The 18,064-nt window shown below is 62.8% G+C and carries 19 protein-coding genes; 10 read left to right on the top strand and 9 right to left on the bottom strand.

The genetic code is table 11. The features are described from left to right. The first annotated feature begins 75 nt into the window (after positions 1–75). The 4 genes from F7R90_RS08675 (at position 76) to F7R90_RS08660 (ending at position 4,873) form a co-directional block, all read left to right on the top strand. On the top strand, positions 76–1,209 hold the full coding sequence (locus F7R90_RS08675; protein WP_158056961.1) for a hypothetical protein: 1,134 nt from the start codon (positions 76–78) through the stop codon (positions 1,207–1,209). 63 nt (positions 1,210–1,272) lie between these two features. Continuing rightward, on the top strand, positions 1,273–1,455 hold the full coding sequence (locus F7R90_RS08670; protein WP_158056959.1) for a hypothetical protein: 183 nt from the start codon (positions 1,273–1,275) through the stop codon (positions 1,453–1,455). Positions 1,456–1,550: 95 nt separating this feature from the next. Beyond that, a complete protein-coding gene (locus F7R90_RS08665) occupies positions 1,551–2,708 on the top strand; it encodes a tryptophan--tRNA ligase (protein WP_158056957.1) in 1,158 nt (385 codons plus the stop codon). A gap of 524 nt (positions 2,709–3,232) precedes the next feature. Next, entirely contained in the window at positions 3,233–4,873 is a 1,641-nt protein-coding gene (locus tag F7R90_RS08660; protein WP_158056956.1) for an acyl-CoA synthetase, read from the top strand. A 41-nt stretch (positions 4,874–4,914) separates the two neighbouring features. Here the strand turns inward: F7R90_RS08660 and F7R90_RS08655 are convergent, their stop codons facing one another. The 4 genes from F7R90_RS08655 to yciH all read right to left on the bottom strand — a co-directional run bounded on the left by F7R90_RS08655 (position 4,915) and on the right by yciH (position 9,046). Next, positions 4,915–5,346, bottom strand: a complete 432-nt coding sequence (locus F7R90_RS08655; RefSeq protein ID WP_158056954.1) for an ester cyclase — start codon at positions 5,344–5,346, stop codon at positions 4,915–4,917. A 96-nt stretch (positions 5,347–5,442) separates the two neighbouring features. Further along, positions 5,443–7,491 carry a histidine kinase N-terminal 7TM domain-containing protein gene (locus F7R90_RS08650; RefSeq protein WP_158056952.1) on the bottom strand — a complete coding sequence of 683 codons (2,049 nt, stop codon included), beginning with the start codon at positions 7,489–7,491 and terminating at the stop codon, positions 5,443–5,445. Positions 7,492–7,721: 230 nt separating this feature from the next. Further along, positions 7,722–8,693, bottom strand: coding sequence for an asparaginase (locus F7R90_RS08645; protein ID WP_158056950.1), 972 nt, complete (start codon positions 8,691–8,693; stop codon positions 7,722–7,724). A 47-nt stretch (positions 8,694–8,740) separates the two neighbouring features. Further along, on the bottom strand, positions 8,741–9,046 hold the full coding sequence (gene yciH, locus F7R90_RS08640; RefSeq protein WP_158056948.1) for a translation initiation factor: 306 nt from the start codon (positions 9,044–9,046) through the stop codon (positions 8,741–8,743). 124 nt (positions 9,047–9,170) lie between these two features. On the opposite strand from yciH, the gene F7R90_RS08635 reads away from it, so the two are divergent. The 4 genes from F7R90_RS08635 (at position 9,171) to F7R90_RS08620 (ending at position 11,934) form a co-directional block, all read left to right on the top strand. Continuing rightward, positions 9,171–10,322 carry a thiolase family protein gene (locus F7R90_RS08635; protein ID WP_158056946.1) on the top strand — a complete coding sequence of 384 codons (1,152 nt, stop codon included), beginning with the start codon at positions 9,171–9,173 and terminating at the stop codon, positions 10,320–10,322. Further along, positions 10,323–10,688: a Zn-ribbon domain-containing OB-fold protein gene (locus tag F7R90_RS08630; RefSeq protein WP_158056944.1), complete on the top strand. Its 366-nt coding sequence runs from the start codon at positions 10,323–10,325 to the stop codon at positions 10,686–10,688. Positions 10,689–10,981: 293 nt separating this feature from the next. Then, positions 10,982–11,488, top strand: a complete 507-nt coding sequence (locus F7R90_RS08625; RefSeq protein ID WP_158056942.1) for a hypothetical protein — start codon at positions 10,982–10,984, stop codon at positions 11,486–11,488. Positions 11,489–11,553: 65 nt separating this feature from the next. Beyond that, positions 11,554–11,934, top strand: a complete 381-nt coding sequence (locus F7R90_RS08620; protein WP_158056941.1) for a hotdog family protein — start codon at positions 11,554–11,556, stop codon at positions 11,932–11,934. A gap of 68 nt (positions 11,935–12,002) precedes the next feature. On the opposite strand, the gene F7R90_RS08615 is transcribed toward F7R90_RS08620, so the two are convergent. Next, positions 12,003–12,251 carry a Sec-independent protein translocase subunit TatA/TatB gene (locus F7R90_RS08615; protein WP_192498446.1) on the bottom strand — a complete coding sequence of 83 codons (249 nt, stop codon included), beginning with the start codon at positions 12,249–12,251 and terminating at the stop codon, positions 12,003–12,005. 104 nt (positions 12,252–12,355) lie between these two features. Here F7R90_RS08615 and F7R90_RS08610 point away from each other — a divergent pair, with 104 nt between their 5' ends. Further along, positions 12,356–12,910 (top strand): metal-dependent hydrolase, encoded by a 555-nt coding sequence (locus F7R90_RS08610; protein WP_158056939.1) that lies wholly within the window; start codon positions 12,356–12,358, stop codon positions 12,908–12,910. A 24-nt stretch (positions 12,911–12,934) separates the two neighbouring features. Here F7R90_RS08610 and F7R90_RS08605 read toward each other — a convergent pair whose 3' ends face one another. The 3 genes from F7R90_RS08605 to F7R90_RS08595 form a co-directional block, all read right to left on the bottom strand. After that, a complete protein-coding gene (locus F7R90_RS08605; RefSeq protein WP_192498445.1) occupies positions 12,935–13,768 on the bottom strand; it encodes a DUF7547 family protein in 834 nt (277 codons plus the stop codon). Between the two features lie 53 nt (positions 13,769–13,821). Then, the gene (locus F7R90_RS08600; RefSeq protein ID WP_158056937.1) at positions 13,822–15,048 is read right to left on the bottom strand and encodes a GNAT family N-acetyltransferase; all 1,227 of its coding nucleotides are present in this window, start codon (positions 15,046–15,048) and stop codon (positions 13,822–13,824) included. 100 nt (positions 15,049–15,148) lie between these two features. Beyond that, positions 15,149–16,246 (bottom strand): NADH:flavin oxidoreductase/NADH oxidase, encoded by a 1,098-nt coding sequence (locus F7R90_RS08595; protein WP_158056936.1) that lies wholly within the window; start codon positions 16,244–16,246, stop codon positions 15,149–15,151. 125 nt (positions 16,247–16,371) lie between these two features. Here F7R90_RS08595 and F7R90_RS08590 point away from each other — a divergent pair, with 125 nt between their 5' ends. Continuing rightward, the gene (locus tag F7R90_RS08590) at positions 16,372–17,061 is read left to right on the top strand and encodes a DUF7504 family protein (protein ID WP_158056934.1); all 690 of its coding nucleotides are present in this window, start codon (positions 16,372–16,374) and stop codon (positions 17,059–17,061) included. 51 nt (positions 17,062–17,112) lie between these two features. Here the strand turns inward: F7R90_RS08590 and F7R90_RS08585 are convergent, their stop codons facing one another. Then, positions 17,113–17,964 (bottom strand): hypothetical protein, encoded by an 852-nt coding sequence (locus tag F7R90_RS08585; RefSeq protein WP_158056932.1) that lies wholly within the window; start codon positions 17,962–17,964, stop codon positions 17,113–17,115. Between the last annotated feature and the right edge of the window lie 100 nt (positions 17,965–18,064).

Raw genomic sequence — 18,064 nt, 5'->3', positions numbered from 1 at the left:
AGGGAAACCTAAAAGGCTATCTATCTGCGTCGGACTCACAGAAAATACTTGACAGTGGTGTAATATGAACCGAGTATGTCCCCAACTCGTCGGATCTTCCTCCACAGCAGTTCACTCTGCATGCTCGGCGCGCTCGCCGGTTGTCCGGCCGACCCCGAAGGCCCGAAACCGACGACGAATCGAACAGAAAACGCGACTGAGACGACCGACCAAATCGCTCGAACGACTTCGAGTACGACTACAAGTACGTCCGTCACGACGACCGACCGCCGAGCAGTCGAGTTCGCGCATTCGAGTCCGATATTCGACTCCGGCGTCGCAGACGCCGACTCGTGGTACTACGCTCGCGTCTTCGACGGCGAGCGTAGCGTGAGGACCTTCGACGTGTCGAAGGTCCGCGCCGAGATGACCGAACGGCAGTTCGAAATGCTCCGGCAGTTCGTCGGCGACACCGACTTTGCGGACCACTCGCTGTACGTCGTGCAGGCAGAACTTCCGTCGCAGGAGTACGAACTCCGTTTCGAGTTCGTGGACCGGACCGCGTCACCGCCACAAGTGGTCGTCAGCGTCGGGCACCGTGATGGGGAGGCCGAATCTCAGTCTAGCGAAGTTACTTCGACACTCCTCGCTCGGGTGCCCGATTCGGTCGCACCGGACCCTGCGGTCACCCTCGTAGACGACGCTGGCGCTCGTCTCTCCGACTCGCTTCACGCCGTCGAGACGTTCCGACCGCCGAACCAGTCGCTGTTGCAGTCCGTGAACGTTCACCCTCAGTCGTACGAGCAAATCACCGAGCGCATGCCGGTCCCCGGTGGGGCGCTCGTAACGAGTTCGGAGACAGCCACTAAGTTTGTGTCAGAGGACGCGTCGTTCGCGTCGTTCGTCCGCGAGACGGAGTTCGACTCGTCGTACGTGCTTGCGGTGCAGGCGACGATGCCGAACAACAACTACCACGCGTGGCCCCAGTCAGTCGAACACGGGCCATCCGGCGTCTCCGTGCACGTTCGCCAGCAGAATTTCACCGGGGGACTGAACGTAGAGTACACTTACCTCGTGCTCTCGCGCGTCCCGGACCAATCGACGCCCGAGAGTGGAACTGCGAAGGTTCAGACTCAGGAGAGCGATGAGGGGGCGCTCTTCGAGAAGAAGATACCGCTCTCAGCGAGTCCTGAGAAGTGGCCGAACTCTAAACCAACCACGACTCGGTAACCACTGGTTTAGCCACTCCGACGGCAACCGAAGCTAAGTACCCGCACGTCGTGACGGTGTGTCATGAACCGAGACGACGCCGAACTCTGGGGTGGGGCAGTGTTGCTCGTCCTCGCCGGGGTTCTACTGTTCGCACCGCTCGTGCTGAACTGGCGGTACACGACGATACTGCTCGTAGTTGGCGTGCTGGGTGCGGCCGCCGGAGCGTTATTGGTCGGCCTCTCTCGGCGGGGGCGAGCGGTGTAGATGCCTGCAGTACAGATACCTGCGGCGTCGGTGCGTTTGCGCTCTTCGCGCCGTCTTGAAAGGGTTAATGTACGCACGGTCAGTAGAACGCGACAATGCCAGACGAGGATTTCACCGTCACGCCCTACGCCGTCGAGGGCGACGTGGACTACGACAAGGTCCTCGAACAGTTCGGTGCGGACGAACTCACCGACGAGGACCGCAACCGCTTTCCTGAACCGCTCCACCCGCTCATCCGCCGCGGCATCTTCTACGGTGGCCGTGACGTAGACGAGTGGTTGGACGGCGTCGAGAGCGACGAAACGGTCTCTATCGTCACGGGACGTGGCCCCTCGGGCAAGATGCACCTCGGCCACGCCTTCCCGTTCTACCTCGCCAAGTATCTGCAGGAGCAGACCGGCGCGCACGTCTACATCCCCATCTCCGACGACGAGAAGTACTTCGCCAAGGACCAGTCGTTCGAAGACATTCAGGGCTGGGCGAAGAACAACATCCGGGAACTGATGGCCGTCGGCTTCGACCCGGAGAAGACCCGCTTCATCGTGGACACTGCTGATGCCGACGTCGTCTACCCCCACGCCGCGAAGTTCGCCAAGAAGTACACTCAATCGACGGTGGACGCGACCTACGGCAATCCGGACAACATCGGCCTGTCGTTCTACCCGGCGGTGCAGGCGACGCACTTGTTGTTGCCCCAGTTAGTGCATGGCAAGCACCAGACGCTGGTCCCCATCGCGGTGGACCAAGACCCGCACATCCGCCTGTGCCGCGACGTGGCGGCCAAAGAGCAGTTCGACGTGACCAAGCCCTCCGCAATCCTGAGTCGCTTCTTCCCGCAACTGAAGGGCGACGGCGGTAAGATGAGCAGTTCGGGCAACGACCCGACCATCTATCTGGACGACGACCGCGAGACCGTCGAGGACAAGATCAAGACCTACGCTTACTCCGGTGGTCAGACGAGTCTGGACGAACACCGCGAGAAGGGCGGCGACCCCGACGTGGACGTGTCGTATCAGCTGATGTACTACTTCTTCGAAGAGGACGACGAAGTCGTCGAGCGTCTCGCGGAAGAGTACCGCTCGGGTGAGTTGCTCAGTGGCGAGATGAAGCTGAAAGCGGCGGAGAAGGTCGCAGACTTCCTCGAAGCGCATCAGGAGCGCAAGGAGGCACTGGGAGAGTTCGAGGCCGAATTGGAGAAATATACGTTTACTGAGGAGGAGCGTGCGACGCTGACCAGCGACCTGCTGTACTGAATTTTCGGGGTTTGGGTTTTTGTCTTTCGTGTAGTCGGGGTTGGAGAGGCTATTGCAGGCTACTCAACCGACAGCGAAAGCTGACTGAGGAAACCATACGGCGGGACTGAAAGGGGCCGGGCGTTCGCGCTCGTCTTGGGCGTTCAGCGACCCCTATCGACGTGCGGTTTGCGTCGATATGTCGCCGAACGGCCGCGAACGTCCGGGGGCTTTCGTGGAAGAATTGTCGGTCGCTTCAACTGCTACATTGCACCGACGAACGCAGTGAGGCTCGCTACTCCCGAAACCGAGGAGAGACCGCACTGCACAGCACCGCACCGCGGGGGCCACACGCCTCCCCACCCGACTGCGTTTCTCGGCTTCCGCTACGCTCCAGCCTGCGATACTCATCCCTCGCGCAGTTCGGCGTGACACGAGGTCACGCCAGCGCGCGCCGATTGGTCGGAACGAAATCATTGCTTCGTCGTCACCACAAACCAAGAGTCGGCGATAGAGCAAAGTAGCCCAGCGTCAGTCATGATACCATGTCACTCGACTACGAGCAGGAGTTGTCGAACTTCGAGTGGGACATTCCGGCTAACTACAATCTCCCGGCGGTCATCGAGGGTCACGCCGACGCCTTCGGGGACCGCCTCGCGGTACGATACCGCGACGAGGACGGCTGGGAGGCCGAGCGAACCTACGGCGACATCCGGGACGACGCGAACCGATTCGCCAACGCGCTCGCGGAGTTGGGCGTCGGCGAGGGCGACCGGGTGATGCACTTGATGCCGCGCCATCCCGACGCCTTTGCGATTCAACTTGGCGCGCTCGCTCGCGGTGCGCTCCTCGTGCCCTGCTCGGCGATGCTGAAGCCGAAGGACCTCGCGTTTCGGGCGAACGACTGCGAGGCCGAGACGGTGGTCTGTCACGCAGACCTGACCGAGATGGTCGAGCCGATTATCGAGGAGACGCCGCTCGAACGAGTCGTCGTTCTCGACGGCGACGAGCAGGGTCACGGAGGCGAAGATTGGCACTCCTTCGACGCACTGCTCGACGGCCGAGACACCAGTCACGACGGTCCCGAACTCAAGGCGAACGACCCGATGTCCATCAACTACACCTCGGGGACGACCGGCCAGCCAAAGCCCGTGCTCCACCGCCACCGCTGGATGCGCTGTTTCGAACTCGTCAACGGCCGCTACTGGTGGGGCGTCGAGCAAGGCACCGACTTCTCGGACGAGTTACTCTGGGCGACGACTGGCACCGGGTGGGCCAAGTGGTTCTGGAGTCCGGTCGGCGTGGCACTGACCACCGGCGCACCGCAGTTGCTCTACGAGGGCGACTTCGACGCCGAGACGTTCCTCGACGTGATGGCAGACGAGGACGTCACGCGCCTCTGTGCCGTGCCGACGCAGTATCGGATGTTCGCCCAGCACGGAGGCCTCGAAGAGTACGACCTCGCGCTCAGCGAAGCAGTCTCGGCGGGCGAACCCCTGAACAGAGAGCCGATACAGGCCTTCGAGGACGCCTTCGGCGTAACCCCCAGAGACGGCTACGGCCAGACCGAAACGGTCGCGCTCGTCACGAACTACCCCGGTATCGACGTGAAGCCCGGTAGCATGGGCAAACCGACGCCCGGACTGGGGACGACAATCATCGACACCCAAGAAGAGGAGGAACTGGACGCGGGCGACATCGGCGAAATCGCAGTGCCAGCAAATTGCCCGGGTATCTTCGACGGCTACTACGAGAAGCCGGACTTGGACGAGAAGACCTTCTCCGGCGACTACTATCGAACGGGTGACCTCGCATCGCGTGACGAGGACGGCTACTTCTTCTTCGAAGGTCGTGCGGACGACATCATCATCTCCGCTGGCTACCGCATCGGGCCGTTCGAAGTCGAGGACGCGCTCATCGGCCACGAAGCAGTCGCGGAGGCCGCCGCGGTTGCGAGTCCGCACGACGAGCGCGGCAACGTCGTGAAGGCGTACGTCGTCCTCGCCGACGAGCGCGAGGGGAGCGACGAACTAGCCACGGAGCTACAAGAGTACATGAAGTCCGAGACGGCACCCTACAAGTATCCGCGCCGAATCGAGTTCGTCGCGGAGTTGCCCAAGACCTCCAGCGGGAAGATTCGCCGCATCGAGTTGCGGAGCCAAGAACGCGAGCAGTTCGGCGAGTAGCTACGGGGAAATAGCGACGACAAATAGCGGCGAGACTGCCGTTACTTTTCGGGCAATTCGACGGCGCCTAACTGTTGCATGAGGTCGATCATGTCGGGCTGAACCCATCGTTCGACGACGGTCCCGTCCTCTATGCGAGCGAACTCCATCAGTTCGTGTTCGACCTGCCGGCCAGTCGGGTCGATACCCATGAACTCGCCTTCGTGGGTTCCGTGCTCTTTCCCACGCAATGCGACCGTATCTCCCTCGGCGACCAGTTCCTCGATGCTGACTGTGAAGTCCGAGAACGCCGAATGCAGATGTTCGGACAGCTCCCTGACCGCTTGGCGGCCTCGCGTCTCTCCCATCGGCGTGTGGTCGATTACGTCTTCGGCGAACACTTCCGCCATGGAGTCGAAGTTCTGCTCGTTGAACGCTTCCGTCGCTTGCCGGACGATTCGCTTGTTTTCCTCGGTGCTGGACGTTGCTGCCATACCTCCCCTCCGGAGTGCCTACTCGGCGTGTCTTCGCTCGGTGTTTTCCGACGTTACTTCGGAGTACGCACCACTGTTCCTACACCGCGTAGCAGGTTAGCTTTTGTCGATGTCGAGCAGTTCGACGCCAGTAACTTCGAAGCGCGCGCCCCCGTCTTCTCCCTCGCCGACGGTCACGTCCCAGCCGTGGGCACTGGCGATGTCTGCGACGATGGAGAGGCCGAGGCCAGTCCCGTTATCGCCGGTGGTGTAGCCCCCTTCGAAGACGCGGTCGCGCTTTTCGGGGGCGATGCCGGGGCCGTCGTCTGCGACGTAGAAGCCCGAGTCGTCTTCGAGCGCGCCGACCCGAACCGTTAGCGCTTCGCCGCTATCTTGCTCACCGCCGTGTTCGATCGAATTTCGAAACAGGTTCTCGAACAGTCGCAACAGTCGTGTGCGGTCGGCCGAGACCGTCACGTCGGTCTCGACGCACAGGGTCGCATCCCCGGTTTTGGCGGTCGTCCACGACTCCTCGACTGCCTCCGGGAGCGAAACCGGCGCGGTCTCGTTGACGCTCTGGCCCTCCCGAGCGAGCGTCAGCACGTCCCCGATGATGCGCTCCATGCGCTCGTTCGCCTGTTCCACGCGCGGAAGATAGCTCGTGTCGTCCTCTTCGCGCGCCAGTTCGACGTACCCCTTCGAGACGTTCAGCGGGTTGCGCAGGTCGTGGGAGACGACGCTGGCGAACTGGTCGAGTCGTTCGTTCTGTCGTTCGAGTGTCCGCTCGCGCTCCTTTCGGTCGGTGATGTCACGCGTGTTGGCGACGATGCCGCCCACCGCCGGGTCGTCGAGGAGACTGCGCCCGCGCGTCTCGACGGTTCGCCACTCGCCGTCGGCGTTTCGGAATCGGTACTCGATGTTCGCTCGATAGTCGTCGTTTCGCGCGATTTTGAAGAGTTCGTCGGCGACCGTCTCTCGGTCGTCGGGATGGACGAAGTCGAGCATCGAACGACCGACGACCGCCGTCGTCTCGTACTCCATGATTCGCTCGATGGACGGACTCTGATACTGTATCGTCCCGTCGGGGTCCAACACCGTGAGGAGGTCGGAGGAGTGTTCGAAGAGCGCCTGAAAGCGTCGTTCTGCACTCTTCCGGTCGGTGACGTCGTGGAGTATCAACAACCGCCCGCCGCTGTCGAGCGTCGAAGCGCGTACGGTGACGTAGCGTCGGTCGTCGCCGTCCTCGAAGACGAGTTCCGACTGTTCGACCTGCTCGTCGGCCAGAATCTCCGCACACTCCGGAACGACTTCGTCGGACGGACGACCGACCGCGTCTCGTGTCACCCCGAGGAGGTCGCACGCTGCCGGGTTCAGGTCCACGATTCGCCCCTCGTCGTCGGCGACGATGTAGCCGTCGCGCATCCGCTCGACCACGGTGTCTCGCGCGATGGGCACGAGTTCGAGGAACTGGTACCGGAAGACGGCGAACGCCAACGCGGCCCCTGTGAAGGCGAACGACATCGAGGTGAAATCTACGCTCGTCAGTCCGACGACCCACGCGACGTTCGCGACGAACGGCGGGACGATTGCCACCCCGAGCGCGCCGAGTTGGCCGCGGTACTGCTCCGGAGAGTCCAGAACCGTCCGAACCAGCAGGTAGATTGCGATGAGGATGAGGACGTAGTTGTACGCGGTGTTCAGCCAGTACCACGGGCCGAAACTCCGGTCGAGGACGTAGAACAACTCGACGGTCGTCACGTCGAGGTCGGTCCAAATGAATCCGTGGAGTGGCGTCGTCGGGGCTACCAAGACACTCGCGACGAGCGGTTCGGCCGCCAGTACGCCTATTCTACCGCGAGTCAGCGCCTCCTCGCGGTTCGCATAGAGGAGCGCGAACACGAGCAGTGTCGCCGGTGCGAAGTTGTGCCCGACGTACGCGACGACCCGCCAGACGAACTTCGGTCCGAGTCCGACGCTAGCCAGTTGGAGCGCGTCGCCGAGCGCCCAAACGCTCGTCGAGAGCATGAGCAGTCCGAACGCCACTCTACTCGGTCGGTGGGAGTGTCGTCGCCACTGCGTGAGGGCGTAGCCTGCTAATCCGGCCGTGACGACCGTCGCCAGTAACAGCGGGACTGTGTACGGCGTCCATTGCCATTGCCACATCATCGGTGCATATTGTTGAATCCTGACAGTGGGGTGGCGTTTCCAAGCGAGACTACTCGAAGGCCGATACCACGTTTCGACCGTCGAATACCCCGTCTACAGCTTTCGGGGGTCGCCACTCCGGTCTCTCAGATACAATACGTATCTAAAAAGCAATAAGTATGCCCCGGTTGTTCAAATCTGATAATCAGCTGTTAATTACAACACTCTAACTGTGGAACTCCATCGCCGTGTCACGAGGAGTCGAAGAACGACTCGACATCGTCGGGGTCGTCGGCCGCTCGAAGTGCCAGTGCTAACTTCACGCGGGCCTTCCACGACGGCAGGTCACCGCCCGAAATCGCGCCCGCAACTCGTAGCGTCTGGCCGCCGCCGGGAGTGCCGTACACTGCACCCGTCCGACCTGCGTGACAGCGCGACGTGACGACGACGGGGACGCCCGCTTCGACGGCGTCAGAGATGGCTTCGCCGAGGTCACTCGTGACGTTTCCGAGACCCGTTCCGGCGACGACGAGACCATCCGCGCCGGATTCGACAGCGCGTTCGAATTGGGCACCCGAGACGCCCGCGCCAGAGAGGACGACTGCTACGTCCGCGTCAGTGGAAGCGGCGGGCAGGTACACCGACTCGCTGTCCGGTTCGCGGTGGAAACTTATCTCGTCGCGCATCAGCGTCGCCACTGGGCCGTCGTTCGGCGAGTCGAACGCCGCGAGTTTGTGCGTGTGGACCTTCCGAACGTCGCGCGCAGCGTGGAGTTCGTCGTCGAACGCGACGAAGACGCCCTCGCTGACGCGCGGGTGCGTTGCGGCCCTGACCGCCGCGAGCAGATTCGCCGGCGCGTCGGAACTCGATTCGTCCAGTCGTCGTTGTGCGCCCGTGACGACGACGGGAATCGGGACCGAGAGGGTCAAATCGAGGAAGTAGGCCGTCTCGGCCAGCGTGTCCGTGCCGTGGGTGACGACGATAGCGTCAGCGCCGTCTTCGACGGCCTCTCGGGCGGCCTCGCCGACGTCGGCCATGACCTCGAAGTCTACGTCGAAGCCGGGAACTTGCGAGACTGACTCGACGGAGAGGTCGGCTTTCGCTTCGAGTGCTGGCACCGAGTTGAGGAGGTCTTCGCCGGAGATGGACGGAGCGGCCCCGTTCTCGCCGGGCGTGCTGGCGATTGTGCCGCCGGTTGCGACGACGTGAACGCGCGGGAGCATACGCTAACAGGCGGACTGGAATCTAAAATAACTCTGGGTAGCGGGGCTTACGTCTCCACTTCGAAGCCCTGCTCGCCCAAGAGTTCGACTACCCGGTCGCGGTGGTCTCCCTGCAACTCGATGCGGTCGTCGTCTACGGTGCCCCCAGTCGCGAGTTTCGATTTGAGTTCCGAGGCGAGGTCCTTCAGGTCCACGCCGGAGGGGTCGAACCCCTCTACGATGGTCATCGACTTGCCGTAGGTTCGCTCGTCCACGCGGACGCGCAGTCGTTGCTCGGCGCGGCCGAGGTCCTCGTCGATTCCCAACTCGTCCGGCAACCCCGAAATCGAACTCAGGTCGTCTTCGTCCCCCATGGTCTCTGCTCTGGGACGCACGGGTATTAGGTTGTTCCCGCCGTCACGGTCTGCCGTCTCCTCGTGGATTCGTCGCTTGCCCACATCTCGAAGCTATAAATCCTCGGGGTGACTCGTGGAGGACATGGACCGTGTCGCAATCATCGGCGCGTCGATGACGCAGTTCGGCGAGCGTGACGCGTGGCTACGCGAACTGCTCGCGCAAGCGGGCCGCGAGTGCCTCGCCGACGCGAACATCGACCCCGACGACGTAGAGCATCTGTACGTCTCGAACATGGCGAGCGGCGAGTTCGAGGGCCAGACGGGCGTACCGAACGCCTTGGCGCACGACCTCGGCGCGTTGCCGGCGTACACCCAACGAGTAGACCAGACCTCCGCGTCCGGCGGCGCGGGCATCTACGCCGCGTGGCAGTCTATCGCCTCCGGCGCGTCAGAGATGACACTCCTCGTGGGCGGCGAGAAGATGACCCACCGGACGACGGCGGAATCGACGGACGTAATCGCCTCGTTAACCCATCCCGTCGAATACAAGCACGGCGTGACCCTGCCCTCGTTCGCGGGACTGACCGCGCGCCGGTACCTCCACGAGTACGACGCGCCGCGCGAGAGTCTAGCGAAGGTCGCCGTAAAGAACCACGAGAATGGACTGGACAACCCGCACGCCCAGTTCCGAAAGAAAGTCGATTTGGAGACGGTCATGGAGTCGCCAATCGTGGCTGACCCGCTTCGACTGTACGACTTCTGCCCGATTACCGACGGGAGCGCGGCACTGCTGTTCTGCCCGGAATCCGTGGCCGAGGAAGTCGCCACCGACTACACAGTCGTCTCCGGCATCGGCGGCGCGACAGACACCCACGTCGTCCACGAGCGCGACGACCCGACGGTGATGGGCGGCGCGGTCGAAAGTTCCGAACAGGCCTACGAGATGGCCGACCGGAGTCCGGAAGACGTGGACGTGGCGGAACTGCACGACATGTTCACCATCCTCGAATTCCTGCAGAGCGAAGCGGTCGGCTTCTTCGAGCAGGGCGAAGGCTGGAAAGCCGTCGAGGAGGGCGTCACCGACCGTGACGGTGAGTTACCCATCAACACCTCTGGCGGCCTCAAGTCGAAGGGTCACCCGCTCGGCGCGAGCGGCGTCGCACAGGCGTACGAACTACACCAGCAGTTGCTCGGCGACGCCGGAGACCGACAGGTCGAGGCCGATGTCGGTCTGGCCTGCAACGTCGGCGGGTTCGGCAACTGCGTGACGACGACGATTCTGGAGGAACCATAGATGTCTCTCGACGCACACCGCTGTCCGAACGGCCACCTGACCTATCCCGGCCACGAACTCTGTCCCGACTGTGGCGAGGAGCAGGTCGAAAGCGTAGATTTGAGCGACGAGACCGGCGAAGTCGTGACGTGGACGACCAGCACGGCGACACCACCGGGCGTCCGGCAACCGAACTCGCTCGCTATCGTAGAGTTCGAAGTGGATGGCGAATCTGTTCGCGCGATTGGCCAGTTGGTCGAGGATGCAGAGGTGGAGATTGGCGACGAGGTTCGACCGGTTTACGCCGAGGAACTCCGCGACCCCGACGCTGGCATTCGGGAGCGCGAGAGTCAGGACTGGGATGGGTACAGATTTGAATCTGCCTAAGCGCACTCTCGTGTGCGCGCTCAGATTCAAATCTGTTAGGTTTGATTCCCTCTAAGGCCGCGTCTATGCGGCCGCCGGGAATCAAAACGAGAAGGTTCGAGCAGGCCTGAAGCGACATTGTAGCTCGGCCCGAACGGCCGCCGTCGGTGGCCGTTCTGGCTACACGGACTGGCGGTCGCTCGCACGCGAGCGACCTGAAACGTCCGGGCCGAGTTGGTTCCGTCTTCGCATTTCAACGTTCGTCCTATCACTGTACCATAAATTTTTGCCAGCGGGTGCAGTAGTGCCGGGAGATGGCAGACCGGCCGAGCAGGCAGACGCGCCCAGCCCAAAATCGGCGGCGACAGTCGTGGCACGGAATGGGAGAGGCGACGAGTTCGGAGAAAGACAGTTTCGGCGTCTTTCTCGACGACATCGCCTACGTGTTCGCCGACGTGTCGTTGCTGGCACTGCCCACGCTCTGGTGGGCACTGACGAGTGCTGATTTGGACTGGTTCGGCGTCAAGGCGACCACGTTCGTCGCGTGGCTGACGATGGTTCTCGGTGGCGCACTGATTCGCGGTGGCTGGGTCGCGCCGCTCTGGACCGAGGTTCGCGGCTGGGTGTCGATGACGCCGTGGCTTATTCTCTTTCGAGTGGTCTACTACAACGCCACCCTTGCTCTCGCCGCCTTCGGCGGGGCGTCGCTGACCGCGTGGTCGCCGTTGCTGGCGGTCGGATTCGCGTTCGGGGTCGGTGCGCTCTCTGTGGGAGCGTTCCCGCGCCTCGCCGAATCGTTCTACGGCGTCGTCGCCGATTGATGTGTTCGTCACTGACTGACGGGAGCGCGAAGGTTCCTTAACGGGTGGCCGTGAAGATTGCAGTTATGAAAGTTCCCGAAGAAGGCGAGGTACGGACCTTCGAGCGGACGTTCACCACAGAAGAAGTGCGGGAGTTCGCCGAAGTGTCCGGTGACGAGCAACCGCGACACCTCGAACCGGACGAGGACGGCCGACTGATGGTACAGGGGTTGCTCACCGCGACGATGCCCACGAAACTCGGGAGCGAAATCGAGGTTCTCGCCCGGTGGGTCGAGTTCGAGTTTCGCCGACCGGTGTACACCGGCCAGACCATCACCTGCGAGATGGTCAGCGACCGCGTCGAAGAACACGACGACCGGTACGACCTCGACGCGTCGATTACCTGCCGGAACGAGGCTGACGAGGTTGTTTTGAGTGGGAGCGTGTCGGGACTGATTTGGAAGTAAAAGACGGGCATCCACGAGACTGTCTGCTCCGCTGTTCGCCTGTGTGAGCGCATCGCAGAAAGAGCGGTTCAGGCCGTCGTCTCGTCGTCCGTATGCTCCGTCTCGTACTCTTCGTCTCGCTGTTCGACGCCGTTTGCGGCCTCCTGAATCTCGCGCTCGATGTCTTCGCGGCCTTTCTTGAATTCGCCCATCGCTTCGCCCGTCGAGCGGGCGAGTTTCGGGAGTTTGTTCGCACCGAACAACAAGATGACGATGAGGAGGATGACCATCATCTCCATCCCACCGGGGATCGGGCCGAACAGTGGTAGCAAATTCATAGCGATTCTAGTACGTGAGCACGAATTATCAATTATTCGCTTATCTTTTTCTAGATGCTTTAACAAGGGATAGATTTACAAGGCGGGAGTGGACGCTTCGTGGTATGTTCCCGCCGGGGCATTATGGGATGGCACTGCTGTTGTACGCATTCTTGGGGTACGTCTTACTGAAACGAGGGTACGTACGGGACGCGTTGTCGGGTGGCGGCGTCGTCCTCTCGCTTACGTTGTTACCCGACATCGACGGTCAGTTCGACTTTCTCGTCCACCGCGGCGTGACTCACACGCTATGGTTCGCGGTCGCCGTCGGCGCGTTCTGCGTCGTCGCGTTGTCCGGGTCACTCTACGGTCGGTCGCGCCGTGACGCGACCGTCGGCGCGCTGTGGGCGTTCTTCCTCGGCTGGTTCGCTATCGTCGCGCATCTAATCGCGGACGTGCTGAACCCGTGGGGCGTCATGCCGCTGTATCCGCTGACGCCAGCATTGTACTCGCTTGACGTAGTGCGTGCGACTAACGACGCCGCGAACTACGCGGTGCTCGTCGTCGGAATACTGGCCGCACTCACCGCAGTGGTGGCCGGGCATCCGTCGATATCGCAGCCTCGACCGCTGGTGCGGTTGTATCAGAAAGTTTGGGGACAGTCCGCCTCTTCGGAGTAGCGGTTCGCCGTCCTCGATAGGAGTCTACTCGTCGTCCGAGTCGTCGTTGTCCGCTTCCGCGTCTTCGTCTGTTCTCGCATCCGCGTCCGTTTTCGTGTCGGCGTCAGTCGATTCGTCTTCGCTCAAATCCTCCTGGTCGTCAACCTCGTCGTCGCCGTCGGCCTCTGGTCCGTCGATTTCGTCTTTGATAGAGCGCAGTTCGGCGTCTACGTCTACTTGACCGCGGTCGTCTTCCTCGTCGTCGCCGTCGTCACCGTCGAGTTCGATAGTCGTTCCTCGGTCCTCGATGTCGGTGGGTGGAGCGTCACGGTCCTGGGCGCGGGCGCTGTCGCGGTCGCGTTCCTCGCGCTCGTTCGCTCGCGCTTCGTCCGCTCGTTCCTGACTCTCGCGCACCCGGTCGCGGATGTCGCGGTTGATGCGGCGAGCGTCCTGTAAGATGTCGCGGGCTTCGCCTTCGCGTGGCAGGTTCCCCTCGTTGATGGCCGTCTCGACTTCGCCGAGAGCGCTTTCGAGTCTGTCGAGAGTGGCGCGACTCGCGTCTGCCGCTCGTGATTCGAGTCGGTCGCGGCCCTCCTCGGTCACGCTGTGGTTCGGGTCCAGTACTTTCACGACCTGTTGGAGCATCTCCAGCGCGCGGATGTTCGCCTCCAGAATGGCGATAACGGTCGGAATAGCGTACTCGCCAGTAAACGAGAGAACTTCGCGGGGCGTCGGCGGACGCGGCAATCCCATCGGTCCCTCCGGCGGGCGCGTCATCTCCGTCCTGAGGTCGCGCATTCGCGCTTCGAGGTCCGCGACGCGTTCGTCTAACTCCTCGGGGTCGTCTTCGTCGTCCCAGTCGTCGCGCCTGTCGCTCATGTTTGGGCGTAGGTGTCGAACGGTAAAGAGTTTGTCCGGTCGCCGGAAGTCGGTCAGAATCCTTCGCGGAGGAAGACCGGGCGAGCGGGGAATATCGCCGCGAGGAGTGCTTCGACAGTCGAGTCGGCGACTTCGAGCGTGCCGAGCGTCGTTGCGTCCGCGACAGAGTGGTAGCCGACGTACAGTTGCGAGAGCGTGCTGACGTTCGTCCGAACGTCGGCGTCTGGCTCTGGCTCTGGGTCGGCATCTGCGTCGGTGGTTACGCTGGCGTCGATTGGCTCGCAAGTCGCTAGGCCGCTCTCCACCACGACTCGGAAGGTCCGGTCGTTCCACTCCGCCAGCGGGTCGGTTACAGAGAGCGTGAACTCGCCGGTCACGTCTGAGTAGTCGAGTGCTTCGATAGCCGCCGGAACGTCCACGAGTCGGACCATCGGACCCGGCTTGACTTCGCAGTTCAGTTCGGCGGGGTCGTCGACGCGGTCGAACAGCGTCGTCTCGTTCGGTTCGAAGAATTTGATGGTCTCGACCTGCGAGTCGTGGTTGGCGCAGAAGCGCAGGAGGTTCAGATACGCCTCCTCGTCGGCGTAGGCGTGGTCTCGGACGAACAGTCGCTTGCCGTCGTCGCCCTCTTTGACCCAGTAGACGAGGTAGCCGCGTACCTCCCCGTCGTCGTCCGCCCACGCGTAGACGTAGGGGTCTTCGTTGTGCGCTTCGAAGACGCGCTTTCGCCACCACTGCTCGGAGTACTCCATGGCGAGTTCGTACGCTTCGCCGTGGGCCGCCAGCACTGGTTCCAACTGTTCGTAGTCGTCGGCTTCGAGACGGCGGAACTCGCCGCTGGCCGAGTCTCGTGCGAACGTCAGCACGTCGGGCGAACAGTCGTACTCGACGAACTTCTGGCAGAGTCCCCACCCGTACTTCGCGTAGAACGGATGCTTGAACGCCCACAGCGCGGTCAGGTAGTCGCCGCGTTCGCGGTACTCCGCGAGCGACTCTACGAGCAGTCGTTCGATGTGTCCCTTCCGGCGATGCTCCGGCGGCGAGGCGACGGCAGAGAGACCGGGCATCTCGTGCCAGCGGCCCCGCAGTCGCACGCGAAACCAGTAGTGGCGACAGACACAGAGCATCTCGTCGCCCGAGAAGAGCGCGCGGGCCTCGCCCGGTTGCTCGTCTGGGTCCCAGTCGTGGTCGTCCTGCGGGCCCTTTTCGGGGCTGAAAGCGTACTGGAGGTAGTCCTGAAACTGCTTCGTCCTCTCGTCAGGAAGCGAGCGGTAGTCCATGCTCGGAGAGGCACGGTGGACCGACAAATAGGTTGCTTCGGTGTGTTACGACGTGTCGTGGCGATGCGCGAAGACGCGGGGTGCGACTTCGTCGTCCCCCTTACTTCCCGACTGCGCGTCGGTACTGAATCGGCCACTCTACCCTGTCGCCAGCGTCCAGTTCCTCGGCGGCGTGGAGCGTGAAGTACGGGTCTCGAAGATGCTCGCGGCCGACGATGGCGAGGTCCGCGCGGTCGTTGCGAATCAGGGCGTCGGCCTGCTTCGGTTCGGTGATGCCGCCGACTGCGCCGACCAGCGCGTCGGTGTTCTCGCTAACTCGCTCCGCGTAGGGCACTTGGTAGTTCGGCCCTGAACTGGGAATCTGCTGGTCGGGGTGGATGCCCCCCGCGCTCACGTCCACGAGGTCCGCGCCGACTTCGGCGAGCAGTGGCGCGAGTTCAGCGGTGTCCTCGACGGTCCACGACTCGCGGTCCGGGAGCCAGTCGGTGGCGGAGACGCGCACGAAGACTGGTTTGTCGTCGGGCCAGACGCCCCGAACTTCCTCGGTTATCTCGCGCACGAGTCTCGTGCGGCCTTCGAAGTCGCCGCCGTACTCGTCGTCGCGCTGGTTCGTCACGGGCGAGAGGAACTCGTGGAGGAGGTAGCCGTGGGCGGCGTGGACCTCCGCGATTTCGAAGCCAGCGTCTCGGGCGCGCTCGGCGGCGGCGACGAAATCCTCCTTGAGGCCGTCGATGTCGTTGCGGGTCATCTTTCTGGTTCGGGGTGGCGTCGCGTCCTCGAAGGGGTACGGCTTCGCGCTCGGGGCGAGTGTCTCCCACCCGCCCTCGTCGGGTTGCAGTGGTTCGCTGCCGTCCCACGGGGGCGTCTTGCTCGCCTTGCGTCCGGCGTGGGCGAGTTGGATAGCAGGGGTTGCTCCTCGGTCTTTGGCGAACTCTGCAATCGGGGCGAGCGCGTCGGCGTGGTCGTCGCTCCAGATGCCGAGGTCGTTCGGTGAGATGCGCCCGCGCGGTTCGATGGCAGTCGCTTCCGTCATGACGATTCCGGCCCCGCCCGTTGCCCGACTCCCGAGGTGTGTCTCGTGCCAGTCGGTTGCGAGGCCGTCTTCGTCACAGGAGTACTGGCACATCGGCGAGACCATCACTCGATTGCGGACGGTCGTCTCTCGAATCGACAACGGCGCGAACAGGTCCTCGCTCATCGGTGGCTACTCGGCGGGCGACACTCGAAAGGCCTCGCTTCCCCCGGTTTCTTGCCGAGACTAGGGTGGTAGTGTTTCACAAACCCGAAACACTTATTGTATACATTACCGTCATTAGTGATTCAATGTGTGGGGAGGTAGGAAGGGGGAGTCCCGAAGCGGCAGCGAGGTTTCGGCATCGACTCTCGACGCTCAAGCAGAACGGGAGCAACATCTTGGTCGTCGGGACCGACGCACTGCCGGTGGCGTGCGAACGCTTGCTGGGCGAGTCAGACGCGAAGCCGCGGCGTCGGCTTCTCGTGACGACCGACGCGACGCCCACGACCGCTCGCGCTCGACTCGAAGCGGTTCGAGCGCGGACGGCCAGGGATTCGGCGACGATTCTCGACTGGGACGGCGTGTCCCGTGGTACGTCCGCCGACGGACCCGGCGAGTCGTCGGTCCGCGTCGCGCCTGTCGAGGCTGACTTGGATGCCTTGGAGACCGCCGTCGAGGAAGCTATCGAGACGTTCGAAGCGGATTCTGGCCCGCTATCGCCCGCAGAGTTGCGCGTCTGTTTCGACTCGCTGACGCCGCTGGTCGGCGAGTACGAACGGCGAGACCTCCGTCGGTTCCTGCTCAGACTCTCCGAGACGGTGACGGGGGTCAACGGGATGGCCCACTACCACGTCTCGGCAACGTTCGACTCCGAAGTCGTCCGCTCGCTCCGACCGCTGTTCGACGCAGTCGTCGAAGTTCGTCGGGACGACGAGCAGGTAGAGCAACGTTGGCACCTCGTGGACGAGGACATCACGACCGAGTGGTTGCCGCTGTAGTCATCGGTTGCCACAATAGTCAGGGCTTGCCGCGGTACTCAGCGATTGCCGCTAGTTAGAGGGGGTTCGCTGGTCGGATTGCGTCTGGTGGTCGGACGGCGTCTGATGGTCGGTTCGCGTTTGCCGGTCGGACGCAGTGTGCGGACGGGGGTTCGTGTCTTCGCAGTCGTCCGGACTGGACCGAAGCGCACCGCGTTCGACCAACCACGCGTATCGCTCTTTGAGTCGTTGCCACGTGCCGGTGTCCGGACCGGGCGACGACTGATTGGTGGTGCGGATGCGGCGCATGTCGCGGTCGGTCAGTTTCTCGAAGGTGAACTTGCCGAGCAGTTCGTCGAGTCCGGGGAGCGTCTCTGAACCGACGACCCGTTGTTTTCGACGCTCGCGCCCTTCCGAGATGTTCTCTCCGGGGGTGAGACTGTAGAAGTACGCCCGAACGGTGGGAAACCAGCCCGCTGCGATTGCCTGGTCGGTGTGGGCGAGCAGACTCGTGCGTAGTTCACTGCCAATCGAGTCCGCCGCCGTCTCGTTCGCGTTCTCGATGGCTGAGAGCAGTGCGTCGTGCGCACTGAAAAGGGTGCGCAAGTTCTCGATAGCGTCGGTGAGACGTTCGGCGGTCGTGATGCGGAACCGTCGCTCGGCCGTCTCGTCGTGTTTGAAGAAGTTCCCCTTCGCGGAGTCCTCGTACTGTCGTGCCTCGAAGTACGCGTCGTTGAGCGTCACGAGTGCTTTCAGGTACGCGGTCTTCGCTTCGTCCGCGTCTATCGGCGTGTCGGCGACCCACTGGCCCGCGGTGGCCAGCGACTGGAGAAATCGCTCTCCGTTGTATCGGAGGTAGTCTTGCCGCCCGTCGTTGTCTTCCACGAGGTAACGCGACCCCGTGAAGAACGCCTTCGAGACCATCTTTCTGCCTACGTTCCTTACGAGAAACCTCTCTTTCATAAAACTACCAGCCCGTTATCATCGATGAGAATCGAAAGAGGGGAGCGTATTAGTTCGCCGT

This window comes from Halorussus halophilus, from assembly GCF_008831545.1.
GTDB classification, from domain to species: Archaea; Halobacteriota; Halobacteria; order Halobacteriales; family Haladaptataceae; genus Halorussus; species Halorussus halophilus.
Note: the sequence above shows the minus strand (reverse complement) of the source record. Positions and strands in the feature narration are given on the sequence as shown.

What these genes read in the sequence shown, in the direction of transcription:
- F7R90_RS08675 (WP_158056961.1), top strand. Translation starts at nt 76, where the DNA reads ATGTCCCCAACTCGTCGGATCTTCCTCCACAGCAGTTCACTCTGCATG.
- F7R90_RS08670 (WP_158056959.1), top strand. Translation starts at nt 1,273, where the DNA reads ATGAACCGAGACGACGCCGAACTCTGGGGTGGGGCAGTGTTGCTCGTC.
- F7R90_RS08665 (WP_158056957.1), top strand. Translation starts at nt 1,551, where the DNA reads ATGCCAGACGAGGATTTCACCGTCACGCCCTACGCCGTCGAGGGCGAC.
- F7R90_RS08660 (WP_158056956.1), top strand. Translation starts at nt 3,233, where the DNA reads ATGTCACTCGACTACGAGCAGGAGTTGTCGAACTTCGAGTGGGACATT.
- F7R90_RS08655 (WP_158056954.1), bottom strand. Translation starts at nt 5,346, where the DNA reads ATGGCAGCAACGTCCAGCACCGAGGAAAACAAGCGAATCGTCCGGCAA.
- F7R90_RS08650 (WP_158056952.1), bottom strand. Translation starts at nt 7,491, where the DNA reads ATGATGTGGCAATGGCAATGGACGCCGTACACAGTCCCGCTGTTACTG.
- F7R90_RS08645 (WP_158056950.1), bottom strand. Translation starts at nt 8,693, where the DNA reads ATGCTCCCGCGCGTTCACGTCGTCGCAACCGGCGGCACAATCGCCAGC.
- yciH (WP_158056948.1), bottom strand. Translation starts at nt 9,046, where the DNA reads ATGGGGGACGAAGACGACCTGAGTTCGATTTCGGGGTTGCCGGACGAG.
- F7R90_RS08635 (WP_158056946.1), top strand. Translation starts at nt 9,171, where the DNA reads ATGGACCGTGTCGCAATCATCGGCGCGTCGATGACGCAGTTCGGCGAG.
- F7R90_RS08630 (WP_158056944.1), top strand. Translation starts at nt 10,323, where the DNA reads ATGTCTCTCGACGCACACCGCTGTCCGAACGGCCACCTGACCTATCCC.
- F7R90_RS08625 (WP_158056942.1), top strand. Translation starts at nt 10,982, where the DNA reads ATGGCAGACCGGCCGAGCAGGCAGACGCGCCCAGCCCAAAATCGGCGG.
- F7R90_RS08620 (WP_158056941.1), top strand. Translation starts at nt 11,554, where the DNA reads ATGAAAGTTCCCGAAGAAGGCGAGGTACGGACCTTCGAGCGGACGTTC.
- F7R90_RS08615 (WP_192498446.1), bottom strand. Translation starts at nt 12,251, where the DNA reads ATGAATTTGCTACCACTGTTCGGCCCGATCCCCGGTGGGATGGAGATG.
- F7R90_RS08610 (WP_158056939.1), top strand. Translation starts at nt 12,356, where the DNA reads ATGTTCCCGCCGGGGCATTATGGGATGGCACTGCTGTTGTACGCATTC.
- F7R90_RS08605 (WP_192498445.1), bottom strand. Translation starts at nt 13,768, where the DNA reads ATGAGCGACAGGCGCGACGACTGGGACGACGAAGACGACCCCGAGGAG.
- F7R90_RS08600 (WP_158056937.1), bottom strand. Translation starts at nt 15,048, where the DNA reads ATGGACTACCGCTCGCTTCCTGACGAGAGGACGAAGCAGTTTCAGGAC.
- F7R90_RS08595 (WP_158056936.1), bottom strand. Translation starts at nt 16,246, where the DNA reads ATGAGCGAGGACCTGTTCGCGCCGTTGTCGATTCGAGAGACGACCGTC.
- F7R90_RS08590 (WP_158056934.1), top strand. Translation starts at nt 16,372, where the DNA reads ATGTGTGGGGAGGTAGGAAGGGGGAGTCCCGAAGCGGCAGCGAGGTTT.
- F7R90_RS08585 (WP_158056932.1), bottom strand. Translation starts at nt 17,964, where the DNA reads ATGGTCTCGAAGGCGTTCTTCACGGGGTCGCGTTACCTCGTGGAAGAC.